Annotated in this window: 15 protein-coding genes and 4 tRNA genes; 4 read left to right on the top strand and 15 right to left on the bottom strand. The window is 68.2% G+C overall.

Features of this window, described 5'->3' with window-relative positions; translation table 11 throughout:
- Positions 1-56: 56 nt before the first annotated feature.
- From nusG to IM25_RS00975, 9 genes are all read right to left on the bottom strand, one after another.
- A complete protein-coding gene (nusG, locus tag IM25_RS00935; protein ID WP_006552291.1) occupies positions 57-893 on the bottom strand; it encodes a transcription termination/antitermination protein NusG in 837 nt (278 codons plus the stop codon).
- Between the two features lie 50 nt (positions 894-943).
- Positions 944-1,369 (bottom strand): preprotein translocase subunit SecE, encoded by a 426-nt coding sequence (gene secE, locus IM25_RS25910; protein ID WP_024101687.1) that lies wholly within the window; start codon positions 1,367-1,369, stop codon positions 944-946.
- Positions 1,370-1,401: 32 nt separating this feature from the next.
- Positions 1,402-1,474, bottom strand: a tRNA-Trp gene (locus tag IM25_RS00945).
- Positions 1,475-1,653: 179 nt separating this feature from the next.
- Positions 1,654-2,079: a (3R)-hydroxyacyl-ACP dehydratase subunit HadB gene (gene hadB, locus IM25_RS00950; RefSeq protein ID WP_019291230.1), complete on the bottom strand. Its 426-nt coding sequence runs from the start codon at positions 2,077-2,079 to the stop codon at positions 1,654-1,656.
- Entirely contained in the window at positions 2,066-2,641 is a 576-nt protein-coding gene (gene hadA / locus IM25_RS00955) for a (3R)-hydroxyacyl-ACP dehydratase subunit HadA (protein WP_033096105.1), read from the bottom strand. Before hadA ends, hadB begins: the two co-directional genes overlap by 14 nt.
- Before the next feature lie 84 nt (positions 2,642-2,725).
- Positions 2,726-2,893, bottom strand: coding sequence for a 50S ribosomal protein L33 (gene rpmG / locus IM25_RS00960; protein ID WP_003941903.1), 168 nt, complete (start codon positions 2,891-2,893; stop codon positions 2,726-2,728).
- Between the two features lie 59 nt (positions 2,894-2,952).
- Positions 2,953-3,028: transfer RNA gene (locus IM25_RS00965), tRNA-Met, on the bottom strand.
- A gap of 43 nt (positions 3,029-3,071) precedes the next feature.
- Positions 3,072-3,144: transfer RNA gene (locus IM25_RS00970), tRNA-Thr, on the bottom strand.
- Positions 3,145-3,451: 307 nt separating this feature from the next.
- A tRNA-Tyr gene (locus tag IM25_RS00975) sits at positions 3,452-3,534 on the bottom strand.
- Positions 3,535-3,684: 150 nt separating this feature from the next.
- Between IM25_RS00975 and IM25_RS00980 the strand changes: the two genes are divergently transcribed.
- A complete protein-coding gene (locus tag IM25_RS00980; RefSeq protein ID WP_006552295.1) occupies positions 3,685-4,176 on the top strand; it encodes a YajQ family cyclic di-GMP-binding protein in 492 nt (163 codons plus the stop codon).
- Positions 4,177-4,276: 100 nt separating this feature from the next.
- On the opposite strand, the gene htpX is transcribed toward IM25_RS00980, so the two are convergent.
- Together htpX and IM25_RS00990 are read right to left on the bottom strand one after the other, a co-directional pair.
- On the bottom strand, positions 4,277-5,137 hold the full coding sequence (htpX, locus tag IM25_RS00985; protein ID WP_024101689.1) for a zinc metalloprotease HtpX: 861 nt from the start codon (positions 5,135-5,137) through the stop codon (positions 4,277-4,279).
- A gap of 101 nt (positions 5,138-5,238) precedes the next feature.
- Positions 5,239-6,285 carry a polyprenyl synthetase family protein gene (locus IM25_RS00990; RefSeq protein WP_006552298.1) on the bottom strand — a complete coding sequence of 349 codons (1,047 nt, stop codon included), beginning with the start codon at positions 6,283-6,285 and terminating at the stop codon, positions 5,239-5,241.
- A gap of 112 nt (positions 6,286-6,397) precedes the next feature.
- Between IM25_RS00990 and IM25_RS00995 the strand changes: the two genes are divergently transcribed.
- Positions 6,398-7,669, top strand: coding sequence for a geranylgeranyl reductase family protein (locus IM25_RS00995; RefSeq protein ID WP_050993579.1), 1,272 nt, complete (start codon positions 6,398-6,400; stop codon positions 7,667-7,669).
- Positions 7,670-7,759: 90 nt separating this feature from the next.
- Here the strand turns inward: IM25_RS00995 and IM25_RS01000 are convergent, their stop codons facing one another.
- The 4 genes from IM25_RS01000 to menD form a co-directional block, all read right to left on the bottom strand.
- Positions 7,760-8,461: a demethylmenaquinone methyltransferase gene (locus IM25_RS01000; protein WP_071935515.1), complete on the bottom strand. Its 702-nt coding sequence runs from the start codon at positions 8,459-8,461 to the stop codon at positions 7,760-7,762.
- Between the two features lie 39 nt (positions 8,462-8,500).
- Positions 8,501-9,643: a glycosyltransferase family 4 protein gene (locus IM25_RS01005; protein WP_065995657.1), complete on the bottom strand. Its 1,143-nt coding sequence runs from the start codon at positions 9,641-9,643 to the stop codon at positions 8,501-8,503.
- An 82-nt stretch (positions 9,644-9,725) separates the two neighbouring features.
- Complete coding sequence (locus tag IM25_RS01010) at positions 9,726-10,178, bottom strand: DUF3592 domain-containing protein (RefSeq protein ID WP_019291224.1); 453 nt, start codon at positions 10,176-10,178, stop codon at positions 9,726-9,728.
- The gene (menD, locus tag IM25_RS01015) at positions 10,175-11,794 is read right to left on the bottom strand and encodes a 2-succinyl-5-enolpyruvyl-6-hydroxy-3-cyclohexene-1-carboxylic-acid synthase (RefSeq protein ID WP_019291223.1); all 1,620 of its coding nucleotides are present in this window, start codon (positions 11,792-11,794) and stop codon (positions 10,175-10,177) included. The genes IM25_RS01010 and menD overlap by 4 nt, the downstream gene beginning before the upstream one ends.
- 52 nt (positions 11,795-11,846) lie before the next feature.
- Between menD and IM25_RS01020 the strand changes: the two genes are divergently transcribed.
- Together IM25_RS01020 and IM25_RS01025 are read left to right on the top strand one after the other, a co-directional pair.
- Positions 11,847-12,452: a flavin reductase family protein gene (locus tag IM25_RS01020; protein ID WP_033096106.1), complete on the top strand. Its 606-nt coding sequence runs from the start codon at positions 11,847-11,849 to the stop codon at positions 12,450-12,452.
- Positions 12,453-12,535: 83 nt separating this feature from the next.
- Entirely contained in the window at positions 12,536-13,396 is an 861-nt protein-coding gene (locus tag IM25_RS01025; RefSeq protein ID WP_033096351.1) for a siderophore-interacting protein, read from the top strand.
- Positions 13,397-13,483 lie beyond the last annotated feature (87 nt).

Raw genomic sequence — 13,483 nt, forward strand, 5'->3', positions numbered from 1 at the left:
CTGCTACTGCAAGCTTGTGCGCGCCGGATGCCGGCGCCGTCGGATCCTGGGGATCGTCAGATCTTCGACACCTGGTTGAACGACAACTCCACGGGAGTCTCACGGCCGAAGATCGACACCAGGACCTTGAGCTTCTGCTGCTCGGCGTTGACCTCACTGATGGAGGCGGGCAGCGTCGCGAACGGGCCGTCCATCACGGTGACCGACTCGCCGACCTCGAAGTCCACCTCGATGGCGGGCTTCGCAGCGGCGGCGGGAGCCTGCTCGCCTGCGGTCGAAGCACCGGCCGCCGGCTTCTTCTTCGCCTGCTGCGGGAGGAGGAACTTCACGACCTCCTTGATCGTCAGCGGCGACGGACGCGACGTGGCTCCGACGAAGCCGGTCACGCCGGGGGTGTTCCGGACGGCGCCCCACGACTCGTCGTTGAGTTCCATCCGGACGAGGATGTAGCCGGGCAGGACCTTGCGGTTGACCTGCTTGCGCTGACCGTTCTTGATCTCGGTGACCTCTTCGGTCGGCACCTCGACCTGGAAGATGTACTCGGTGAGGTCGAGGTTCTGGACGCGGGTTTCGAGGTTGGTCTTGACCTTGTTCTCGTAGCCGGCGTAGGAGTGCACGACGTACCAGTCGCCGGGCTCGCGCCGCAGTTGCTTCTCGAGGGCCTCGGCCGGGTCGACCTCGTCCTCTTCGGCGGCGGCGTCGTCGGTGCCCTCCGCTGCGTCGGAGACCTCGACATCGGTCTCGGCATCGGTGCCGGACTCGACAGCAGCGTCGGACTCGGAGACCTCGGTGTCCGCATCCGCCGACTCGGCCGTCACGTCGTCAACCAAGGCCTCGTCCGAAACGTGCTCCTCGGCCGAAGCCTCGTACGAGTCGTTCTCGGGGGTGCTCACCGGGCACTTTCCTCTCGTCGATCACATTTTTCGTCTCGCGCGGACAGGCGCTAACCGAACAACCAGCTGACGCCCTGTACGAACGCCAGATCCAATCCGAAGATGAACGCCGTCATAACGGTCACGAACGCAAGGACCACGAGCGTGTAGGTGGTCAACTGCTTGCGGTTGGGCCAGATCACCTTGCGGAGCTCGGCGATGACCTCACGGAAGAAGCGCACGAGTCGCTTGAAGATGTTCTCGGACTTCGCGGCGGGACGATCGCTCACGGCCGTGGCCGAACGCGACGTCTTCTTCATGGACACCGCACTCGTCGTGGATGCCGAGGGATCGGCTGCACCACGACGGGTGGCCCGCTTGCCGGTCGGCCGAGCAGCCGCGGAAGAACCGTCGGGGGTCGCGCCGGTAGCCGTTCCAGCGTCGCCGGGAATGTTCCCTGCGGTGCCGCTGTGGCGCTGACCGCGCTCCTCGCTCACATCGTTCCTCTCGGTCGCTGGCAGTCCGGGGGCAGGGGCGACAGGACTTGAACCTGCAACCTGCGGTTTTGGAGACCGCTGCTCTGCCAATTGAGCTACGCCCCTCTGGTCGGACATCCACACTCGTACGAAGCGAGTGTCCGGAACCGCCCCATCTGCGACCACATGACACGCGCGCTACCCCGTCGGGCCGTTACGGCCTTCGTAGAGCAGCGCGCTGCTATGCGATCCCAGAAGCCTAAGTGTACTGCATTGCCCCGGGACAAACCCAATCCGCTCGGCCGTCAGGCCAAACGGACCGTTGCCGTGGCGCGACCGAAGATCTTACGACCGTCGGACTTCGCCACGATAGCGACCACTGCTGTCTTGCTCTCCGCGTCCACCGACTTGATCTTGCCGGTGAACTCGATCTCGGCGGCCTTGTCGGCCTCCACATATACCGGACTGGTGAACCGAACATTGTATTCGGTCACCGCGCCGGGGTCTCCCAGCCACTCCGTGACGAAGCCGGCCGCGATGCCCATCGAGAGCATGCCGTGCCCGACGACGTCGCGCAAGCCGGCCAGTTCGGCCACCTTGTCGCTCCAGTGGATCGGGTTGGGATCACCCGACACACCTGCATAGTTGACCAGATTTCCGCGCGTGAGCGTGACGACCTTCGACGGAAGCTCGTCCCCTACCGCGACATCCGCGAAGCTACGGAGTGTCACTGTGCATCACCACATCCTTGACCGCGTGCGCGATGTTGTCGTCGACCTCGCCACCGGAACGGGCGACGAGCGTCGTCCAGGAGGTGAGCACGAGATTGTCGTACTGATCCGTGATCACGTTCTTGGTGGTGATGATGTCGCTGCCGGCAACTTGCCGGAAATCGTCGAGGTAGACGTCGCAGAACAGCCTGTCGCCGGCCTGGATCGGGCGGTGGTAGACCATCCGCTGGTCGGTCTGCATGATCTGGCTCAGGTCGTAGCCGGTGACGACCTCTTCGAACAGCTTGCGCTGCGCGATCATGCCGACGATCGAGACGAAGGTCAGCGGCGCGATCACTCCGTCATATCCCAGCCCCCGGGCTGCGTCGTCGTCGTGATGGGCCGGATGCGAATCGCGCACGGCACGGGCGTACTCGCGGATCTTCTCGCGACCGACCTCGTAGTAGTCGCCCACCCGGTAGTGGTGACCGACCATGGACTTGGCGTGCGCGGCGGCATCGAACGGGATCCCGGCCTGTTCGGTCGCGTCCACCGATTCCTGGTTCTCGAGTATGTTCGTCATACGCAAAACCTCCGCAATTCCGACGACGCCAACTGGCACGGTCGGTATTGCGGAGACCTTATGCGTCGACGTCGTTGCGACCGGCTACTTGGACTCGCGGTGCGACTGGTGCGTACCGCAGTTCGGGCAGAACTTCTTCAGCTCGAGCCGGTCGGGGTCGTTGCGACGGTTCTTCTTCGTGATGTAGTTGCGGTGCTTGCACACCTCGCAGGCCAAGGTGATCTTCGGCCGAACGTCAGTAGAGGAGGCCACGGGATGCCTTCTTTCGCGTCAATCCGATCAGTATCGATCAGGGTGGATCAATGAACTTTTGGTAGCGGTGACCGGACTTGAACCGGCGACGCAACGATTATGAGTCGTTTGCTCTACCAACTGAGCTACACCGCCTCGGTGCCGAGTGTCGCTACGAAGGCGGCACCTCAATCCAGCGAGCCCCCTGACGGAATCGAACCGTCGACCTTTTCCTTACCATGGAAACGCTCTGCCGACTGAGCTAAGGGGGCGTGGCCTCCGGAGCATCTCTGCTCGCTGCGGCCTCCAAAAGATTACACACACTCGGTCCTGGTGCAAAATCCGCTGGTAGAGGCGCATAAACGCCGCTCCTCTCCGAGCTCTGCCCACCCGCACCCACCCGTGCCCACACATACGCGCGCGGCGGGCCGGCGGGAGGCATCGGGCGCGAGGCGGAACGGCACCGCGTGCCGAGCCGCCCGGAACCTCGGGGAGAGCAGGACCCACACTCCGGAGCCCGCACCGAAGGGCCCGGGAATGCAGAACAGCCCCGGTTCCGAAGAACCGGGGCCGTTCCGGTGGCAGGTGTAGGATTCGAACCTACGTAGGCGTAAGCCGACGGATTTACAGTCCGCTCCCATTGGCCGCTCGGGCAACCTGCCGGGGTGCGATCGGGACCGCGTCCTCGATGCGTTTGGAAGAATACAACGCATACCCCCCCCAAACGCAAACCGAGTGGTCACAGCTCCGCGCGACCCGATAGCGTCGGGTGGACAGAACCCTTACAGACCGACCCCGAAGTGGAGTGAGACGTGGCTGATTCGTCGTTCGATGTGGTGAGCAAGGTCGACCGCCAGGAAGTGGACAACGCGCTGAACCAGGCGGCGAAGGAGATCGCCAACCGCTTCGATTTCCGGAACACCGGGGCGCACATCGAGTGGTCGGGCGACGAGGCCATCACGATCTCGGCCGAGACCGAGGACCGCGCGCTCGCCGCGCTCGAGGTCTTCAAGGAGAAGCTGATCCGCCGCGACCTGTCCCTCAAGTCCTTCGACGCCGGCGAGCCGACGCAGTCCGGCAAGGTCTACAAGATCACCGGCACGCTGGTGCAGGGCATCAGCCAGGAGAATGCCAAGAAGATCTCCAAGCTCATCCGTGACGAGGGCCCGAAGGGCGTCAAGGCGCAGATCCAGGGCGAAGAGCTGCGCGTGAGCAGCAAGAAGCGCGACGACCTGCAGGCCGTCATCTCGCTGCTCAAGAACGCCGACCTCGACATCGCCCTGCAGTTCGTCAACTACCGCTAGTACGTCGACCACTGCCGACGACGCCCTCTCCTACGACTCCGCCCGCGACCGTCGTCGCGGGCGGAGTCGTCTGGGATTTCGTCTGTGGGGTGCCGTCCGGTCAGCGGATCCCGGCCATGCGCTCGAGCCGTTCGATGCGGTCGGCCATCGGCGGGTGCGTCGAGAACAGCCGGCTCATCTTGTCGCCCGCCCGGAACGGGTTGGCGATCATCAGGTGCGACTGGGCCGCGAGTTTCGGTTCGGGTGGCAGCGGCGCGGCCTGCGTGCCGAGAGCGAGCTTGCGCAGCGCCGACGCGAGGGCCAGCGGGTCGCCGGTGAGCTCGGCACCGGACTGGTCGGCCTGGTACTCGCGCGACCTCGACACAGCGAGTTTGACGACCGACGCCGCGATGGGGCCGAGCAGGGAAACCAGCAGCAGCGCCAGTGGGTTCGCGCCACCCTCCCGGTTGCCGAAGGCCGAGGCGAAGAACGCGAAGTTCGCCAGGCCCGAGATGACGGCAGCCATCGCACCGGCGACCGACGAGATGAGGATGTCGCGGTTGTAGACGTGGGCGAGTTCGTGGCCGAGCACCGCGCGCAGTTCCCGTTCGTTCAGGATCTCCAGGATGCCCGTCGTGCAGCACACGGCGGCGTTTCGCGGGTTACGACCCGTGGCGAACGCGTTGGGGGCGTTGGTGGGGCTGATGTAGAGCCGCGGCATGGGCTGGTGCGCCGCGGTCGCGAGTTCACGCACGATCCGGTACATCGCCGGTGCCTGCACCTCGGTGACCGGCTGGGCGTGCATCGCCCGCAGGGCGAGCTTGTCGCTGTTGAAGTACGCGTAGCCGTTCATGCCGACGGCGAGCACGATCGATATCAGCAGGATCGTCGAATTGCCGAACAACGCTCCGACGAACACGATCAGCGCGGACATTCCGATCAACAGACCGGCCGTCTTGAGACGGTTCGAGTATCCGTGCACGTCGCACCCCTTCCGCACCACGATTTCCCACTCATTCGTCCAACGAACGAGCGAACGGCGCGGTTCCCGCCCCGACCGGGGCGGGACGACACGACGGTCCGTCAGCCGACGCGGGCGACGGTGAAGTCCACGAGGCGACGCAACGCCTCGTTCGCCGACCCCTGCGGCAGGGCATCGAGTTCGGCGTGAGCGCGGGCGGCGTAGGTCGCGAGAGTCGCCTTCGCCGCATCCATCCCCGGCGAGCGGACGAGCAGTTCGAGCGCCTCCGCGACGTGTGCTTCGTCCTCGATGGGACCGACGAGCAGTTCACGCAGACGATCCGCCTCCGGTCCGGTCTCCCGCAGCGCGTAGAGCACCGGCAGGGTGTACACACCCTCGCGGAGATCGGTTCCGGGGGTCTTGCCCGACTCCGTGGTGTCGGACGCGATGTCGATGATGTCGTCGACGATCTGGAAAGCGGTGCCGACGGCGTCGCCGAGCCGTTCGAGACGCTCTACATGTTCCGGATCAGCGCCCGAGAACGTACCGCCGAAGCGACCGCTGGCGGCGATCAGCGAACCGGTCTTCTCCCAGATCACCCGCAGGTAGTGCTCGACCGGGTCGTCGTTGGTACGCACACCGATGGTTTCGCGCATCTGACCGGTGACCAGCTCGGCGAACGTCTCCGCGATGATCTGCACGGCCGACGGACCCAGCGTCGACACCAACCGCGAGGCGTGCGCGAACAGATAGTCGCCGGCGAGGATCGCGACGCTGTTGCCCCAGCGCACGTTGGCGCTCGGGGCGCCGCGACGCATCGTCGCCTCGTCCATCACGTCGTCGTGATAGAGCGTCGCGAGGTGCACGAGCTCGACGACGGTCGCCGCCGTCACCACGGCGGGATCGGTGGGCTTCGGCCCGAGCTGCGCGGTGAGGATAGTGAACAGCGGCCGGAACCGCTTGCCACCCGCCTTCGCAAGGTGCAGTGCGGCCTCCGTCAGGAAGTCCTCACCGTCGGACAGTTCCTCGACCAGGAGTTTCTCGACGCTCGCGAGGCCGTCCCCGACTGTCGCGGCGAGGACCGGATCGCCGAGTTCCACACCGGCCACGACGGTGCTCGGCGCCGCATCGGCCGAACCAGCGGTCCGAGCCGCCCCCTCAGTGCTCACGATGACGTACCCATCCTGTTCTGTCGCCTCGACTTCACCGTAGTGAACCTAGCCGTTCGTTCCCCGATCCACCTCGTCGAGGCGGCCGATCGCGGCCTGAGAAGATGGAGCGGTGGTGGCCGAACACTCCGCGCGAGATCCGCGGCAATCCCAGTCCTGCGTTCCCGACAGTACCGATGTTCTCGTCGTCGGTGCCGGTCCAGCCGGTTCCGCCGCCGCCGCGTGGGCTGCCCGCGCCGGTCGCGAGGTGTTGCTCGTCGATGCCGCGACCTTCCCTCGCGACAAGACCTGCGGTGACGGATTGACCCCGCGTGCCGTCGCCGAACTCGACGAACTCGGCCTCGGCGACTGGCTGCGCACCCGCACCGTCAACCGCGGTCTGCGTCTCGAGGGCTTCGGTGGCCGCTTCGAACTCCCCTGGCCCGACTCGTCGTTCCCGGTCGTGGGCAGCGCCGTGCCGCGCACCGAACTCGACGCCCGGATCCGGCAGGCCGCGCTCGACTCGGGTGCCCGCGCCGTGGACGGAACGAAGGCCGTCGACGTCGAACGCGACGGCGACCGGGTCTCGGCCGTGATCTTCCGCACCGCCGACGGACCGCGGACCGTCCGCTGCCGCACGGTGATCGTCGCCGACGGGGTGCGTTCTCCCCTCGGCAAGGTGCTCGGTCGTCGCTGGCACCGCGACACCACCTACGGCGTGGCCGCGCGGGCCTACGCCACCTCCCCGCGCAGCGACGATCCGTGGATCACCTCGCACCTCGAACTGCGCGACGACGCGGGGGCCGTCCAGCCGGGCTACGGCTGGGTGTTCCCGCTCGGCACCGGCGAGGTGAACCTGGGAGTGGGGACCCTCGCGACCGCCTCGCGACCGGCGAGTGGATCGCTGCGGCATCTCATCGACCTCTACGCGCGGCAGCGCCGCACGGAATGGGAACTCGGCGAGGTGACGCGTGTGGCGTCGGCGCTGCTGCCCATGGGCGGAGCCGTGTCGGGGGTCGCGGGCAGGAACTGGGCGCTGATCGGCGACGCCGCGGCGTGCGTCAATCCGCTCAACGGCGAGGGCATCGACTACGGACTCGAAGGCGGTCGGTTGCTCGCCGGGCTGCTCGACTCCGACGACCTCACCGACCTGTGGCCGGCGACGCTGCGCTCCCACTACGGCCGGGCGTTCTCCACCGCGCGTCGCCTCGCGAGCCTGCTCACGATCCCGAAGTTCCTGCCGGCGACCGGCCCGATCGCGATGCGGTCGCGGACGATGATGTCGGTCGCGGTGCGGGTGATGGGCAATCTCGTCACCGACGAGGACGCCGACTTCGTGGCCCGGGTGTGGCGGACGAGCGGTCATCTCTCGATGCGCTGGGACCGTCAGCCCCTCTTCGCCTGAGCGCCGATACAGCGCCGCGCGGCAATTTGCGTACCGCGCGGTGCCGATGCGCCCGGCTACTTGCGTACCGCGCGGTGCCGATGCGCCCGGCTACTTGCGTACCGCGCGGTGCAGGGCGGTGATGCCCCCGGTGAGATTGCGCCACTTCACGTCGCTCCAGCCCGCGGCCTCGATGCGCCGGGCGAGCTGCTCTTGATCGGGCCAGGCCCGGATCGATTCGGCGAGGTAGACGTAGGCGTCGGGATTGCTGCTGACCGCCCGCGCGACCCGCGGCAGCGTCCGCATCAGGTACTCCATGTAGACGGTGCGTAGCGGTTCCCGCACGGGTGTGGAGAACTCGCACACCACGAGGCGTCCACCCGGCTTGACCACCCGGGCGATCTCGCGCAGTCCCTCGTCCGGGTCGGCGACGTTGCGCAGGCCGAAGGAGATGGTCGCGGCGTCGAAGACCGCGTCGGCGAACGGCAGTTTCATCGCGTCGCCTGCGACCATCGGGACGTTGCGGAACTCACCGGCGTGCAGCATGCCCTTGGAGAAGTCGGTGGCGACGACCCACGCGCCGGACCGTCCGAGTTCGACGGTGGAGACCCCGGTGCCGGCGGCCAGGTCGAGCACCCGCTCGCCGGGCTTCAGGTCGAGAGCCGCACGGGTCGCGCGACGCCACCCGCGGTCCTGCCCGAACGACAGGACGGTGTTGGTCAGGTCGTAGCGTGCAGCGACCCCGTCGAACATGGACGCGACCTCACGCGGGTCCTTGTCGAGCGACGCGCGTGATCCGTGAGTTGTTGCCACGGCCGAAACGTTACCCGCTCCCCTAGTGGACGCCGGCGCTCATGCGGCGCGGCGGAGCGCGTGCGCGGGAAGCCCCTGCCCCCGCCGGTAATGGGCGAACAACTCGTCGCACAGCACGGGCCAGGTGCGGCCGAGCACTCCACTGCGTGCCGCACCACCGAACTCGTCCCGGACCCCAGGAGCGAGCAGCGCATCGACGGCTCGGGGCAGCAATTCGACGAAGCGGTCCACCGGCAAGCGGTAACCGTTGCGGCAGTGGGCGACGAGGTCGCGTGGTCCGCCCGCGTCCGGCACGATCGCCGGGACCCCGCTCGCCAGGGCTTCCTGCACGGCCTGGCAGAAGGTCTCGTGTTCGCCGGGATGGACGAAGACGTCGAGGCTCGCGTGGGCGCGGGCCAGTTCCTCGCCCCCCAGCTGCCCGGTGAACACGGCCGACGGCAGCTGACGTTCGAGCCGCGACCGTTCGGGACCGTCGCCGACGACGACGAGCTGCAGCCGCGGGTCGTGGGCGAGGATCGCGAGCCGCTCGACGTGCTTCTCGGGCGCGAGGCGTCCCACGAAACCGACGATCGGACGGCCGTCCGGCGACCAGCAGGAGCGCAGGTCCTCGTCCCGCCGGGACGGCGCGAAGCGGTCGGTGTCGACGCCCCGCGACCAGCGCCGCACGCGCGGGATGCCGTGGGCCACGAGGTCGTCCACGGCGGAGGTCGAGGGAGCGAGGGTGAGATCGCAGCCGCGGTGCAGGCGCCGAGTCCACCGCCAGGACGCACGCGCGGCGAGGCCGAGCCCGTAGCTGGAGGCGAATCCGGCCACGTCCGTCTGATAGATCGCGACCGTCGGAATGTCGAGGCGTCCCGCGGCGGCGAGACCGCCGGCACCGAGCACGAACGGGGACGCGAGGTGCACCACATCCGGCGCGAAAGTGCGCAGCACCGGAAGGAGTTCCGGGCCGGGCACGCCCACCGGGAGGGAGCTGATCCTCGGTACGCGCACCGCCGGTACGCGGTGGACGGGTGTCCCGTGATGGTCGGACGGAGCGGGTGGCCTGCCTGCGACCGTGTCGGGTGCGACGACCAACGCGTCGTGTCCGGTGCGGTCGAGGTGCTCGAGGACGCGGAGCACCGAGTTGGTGACGCCGTTGACGTTCGGGAGGAAGGATTCCGCGACGATGGCTACTCGCACGCCGACAGCGTGGCGAGCCTGCGAGTCGAGCAGGTGCGAGCTCGGTGACCGATGGACGAAGTCGCGACGAACGTTTCGTTCGTCACACCTGCAGCTGTCGATCCTTCACGTCGGGAGCGACAGCGGGTGCGGCGGTCGCCCTCCGCCGCAGCCAGATCAGCACCGGCGTGGCGATCAACCATGTGACGACGATCACCGATCCGGTCGGGATCAGGGCGACACGGGCGTCGCGACCGGTCACACGAACGAGATCGGGATCACTCCGGGCGTACTCGACGGCGATCCGCTGCCCGGTGGTCAGCCCCGTCGGGTACAGAACGCCGAGCTCCGGATTGTGCGTCACACCGTCAGGAGTGACGAAACTCACCGCGGACCGGAGGGATCCGGCCGAGAGCACCTCGGCGACGGCCGTACCCGTGTCGGAGCGGATGGTGAGGTCGTTGCGGAGAGCGCCGAGGAACAGGATCACCGCGAGGGCGGAGATCGCCGCCGCGACGATGAGAACCGCGCGCCGCGCGCGCTCGGGTCCGCTCACAGCTGCGCCCGCACCGCCGCGTGCAGTTCGCGCAAGCCGGCCCGATCCGTGGTGACCTCGACCACACGGATGCCTGCGGGCGGCACCGTGTCGTCCGCGAGCGCCAGCGCGAGGCCCTGCAGATCCACCCGCTCGTGCGGGACGCGGTAGGCCGCGCACAGTGCCGCGAGGTCCATGCCGTGCGGCGTGCCGAATACACGCTCGAAGACACCTGCGTACTGCGGGTCGCCCTGTTCGAGCAATTCGAAGATTCCGCCGCCGTCGTCGTTCGCGACGACGATGGTGAGGTTCTGCGGACGCGGCTCCGACGGTCCGATGAGCAGGCCCGACGCGTCGTGCAGGAAGGTCAGGTCGCCGAGCAGCGCGACGGTCCGTCCCTGCTCGTAGGCGAGTGCGGCACCGACGGCGGTGGAGACCGTGCCGTCGATCCCGGCGACACCGCGGTTGGACAGCACCTTCACGTCCGGCTTCGGGTAGCTCACGAGCGCCGCGTCGCGCACCGGGTTCGACGCCCCGAGCAGCAGCTGGTCGCCGGGCTTCAGTGAATCCGTCACCACCGCGGCGACGTGCAGTCCGGTGGCCTTCGGATGCCCGTCGAGCTGGGCGCGCACGGCCTTGTCGGTGTGCGCCGAGAGCTGGCGGCATCGTTCGAGCCACGCCTCGTCGGGTGCTCCCGACACCACGGCGCGGGTGCCGGTGGCGATGACGTTGCCCGAGACGTCGGGCCAGCGCGGCCCGGTGGTCAGCGCGTAGACGGTGACGGCGGGGTCGGCGAGCAGGTTCGACACCGGCCGATGCAGCGTGGGCCGGCCGGTGATGATCGCCTGGCGCGGCTTCAGGTGCGGCAGCGCCATCGGATGCACCGGGATGCCGTGCAGCGGTGCGGTGGGTTCGGCGACGGTCGGCAGCCCGGACAGCTCGGGGCGGTGAGCGGAACCGTGACCGGAGACGACGATCGTGTCGGGGGTCAGATCGATCTCGAGCGGGACGTCGAGGGTGGCGTTCACCGTGGTGGTCCAGGCCTTGCCGTCGGGACGCCCCTCGGGCACCGGTCCCTTCGCGTCGAGCTCGGGCACGAGCGGTTCGCGCAGCGGGATATCGAAGTGGACCGGGCCGGCGTTGCCGGAGCGGGTTCCGCGGGAGGCGGCGAGCACTCGGGAGACCGCCGAACGCCACTGGCTGTTCTGTTCGGTGCCTTCGGCGAGTCCGAGGCTGATGGTCGCGCGTACCTGGGTGCCGAACATTCCGAGCTGTTCGACGGTCTGGTTCGCGCCGGATCCGAGCAGTTCGTAGGGGCGATTGGCGCTGAGCACGACCAATGGGACGCGGGCGTAGTTCGCCTCGAGCACGGCCGGTGCGAGGTTGGCCACGGCGGTCCCGGAGGTCATGACGACCGGGACGGGACGACCCGAGGCGAGGGCCAGGCCGATCGCGAGGAATCCGGCGGTGCGCTCGTCGATACGCATGTGCAGGCGCAGACGTCCTGCGTTGTCGGCGGCCTGGAGCGCGAAGGCGAGCGGCGCGTTGCGCGAGCCCGGGCACAGCACGACGTCCCGAACACCGCCCCGGGCGAGTTCGTCGACGACAGCAGTGGCCTGGGCAGTGGACGGATTCACGGAGTCCAGGGTAATTGCGCCGGAAGTGTGGCCGGGTCCAGGTGTGGTCAGAATGGAGGCCGTGCGCACAGTCTTCGATCCCGCCGAGTCGAGTCCCGGCCGCTTCTACCGCCTTCTCACCGCGACAATCGTGCCGAGACCGATCGCATGGGTGTCGACCGAGGCCGAGGACGGTGTGTTCAATCTCGCTCCGTACAGCTTCTTCACGGTGGCGAGTACGGCCCCGCCGGTCGTGCAGTTCACGTCCGTGGGCCGCAAGGACAGCCTGCGGAACATCGAGCAGACGGGCGAGTTCGTGATCAACATCGCGACCGTGCCGTTGATGGAGAAGGTCAACGCCTCGTCGGCGGCGTTCCCGCACGACACCGACGAGTTCACGGAGGTGGGTCTGCACGCCGAGCCGAGCGAGCGGGTGCGGCCCCCGCGGGTCGCGGAGGCACCCGCCTCGATCGAGTGCCGGCTGCATCGAGTGATCGAGATCGGCGACTCGTTCGTCGTGATGGGCGACGTCCTCGCGGTGACGGTCGACCCCGAGGTGCTGGCGGAGGACGGTGCCCCGGATTTCGCGGCGCTCGGCGCGGTGAGCCGGTTGGGGCGGACGGAATGGGGCCTGACGCCCGCGGTGCGGAGACTGGAGCGGCCCGGCACTCCCGGGTGAGAACACAGGTTAGGCTCCGCTGAACGATCGTCGGGATGCTGCACGTCGTCAGTGATGGCATCCGAGCAACCTCGGAGGGCCGCATGGCGAAGAGCACCGGAACCGCACGGCGCAACCCCTATCTCAAGCCCGGGTCGCGGCGGATGGTGCGCGCGCAGGTACTCGCCGCCGAACGCATCAGCCCGACCTTCGTGCGCATCACCGTGAGCGGCGACGACGTCGACTCGATCGCACCGATGGGCTTCGACCATTGGTTCCGCATGTTCTTCCCCACCCCGGAGCAGCAGGAACTGACCCTCCCCGGGGCGACGGACGACCGTTGGTGGCCCGAATATCAAGAGCTCCCCGAGGAGCGGCGGCCCGTGCTGCGGAACTACACGTTCCGCCGCGTGCGACCTGCGGGAACCGGGCTGTTCGGCCCGACTTCCGAGATCGAGATCGATTTCGCGTCGCACGGCGATCTGGGCCCGGCCTCGGCATGGGCGGAGCGGGCACAGCCCGGCGACGAGATCGGCATCCTCGACGAGGGCATCAGCAACCTCCCTCTCGACGAGGCGCGGTCGTGGCTGCTCGTCGGTGACGAGAGCGCCGTGCCCGCCGTGGCCGGCATCCTCGACTCGATCCTCGCCCTCGATCCGCTCGCGTCCGTCGAGGTCTTCGTCGAGGTTCCGCACCCCGACGACCTCACCGCCCAGGACCTGCCGACGGGAGAGAACGTGCGGGTTCATCCGGTGATCAGGACCGATGCCGAGGCGGTACCGGGCAGTCTCGTCGTCGATGCGGTTCGGGAGGCGACCCCGTCGTCGGATTCCACCCACGCGTTCGTCGCGGGCGAGTCGTCGCTCGCGACCGGTGTGCGCCGTCATCTCGTGCGCGAGTGCGGCTGGGACCGGTCGGCGGTGACCTTCATCGGATATTGGAAGTACGGCGAGCCCGTCTACTGACGGTCCGAATCTTCCCCGGAACGACGAACGTCGCGGTACCGACCGGCGAACCGGTTCGGGACCGCGACGTCCGGATGTCGCTGGTGT

It is taken from the genome of Rhodococcus sp. p52 (genome assembly GCF_000763325.2).
Taxonomy (GTDB): domain Bacteria; phylum Actinomycetota; class Actinomycetes; order Mycobacteriales; family Mycobacteriaceae; genus Rhodococcus; species Rhodococcus pyridinivorans.

Coding starts and splice junctions, on each gene's coding strand:
- IM25_RS01025 (WP_033096351.1), top strand. CDS start 12,536: ATGGCGAAGAGCACCGGAACCGCACGGCGCAACCCCTATCTCAAGCCC.
- hadA (WP_033096105.1), bottom strand. CDS start 2,641: ATGACGAACATACTCGAGAACCAGGAATCGGTGGACGCGACCGAACAG.
- IM25_RS01020 (WP_033096106.1), top strand. CDS start 11,847: ATGGAGGCCGTGCGCACAGTCTTCGATCCCGCCGAGTCGAGTCCCGGC.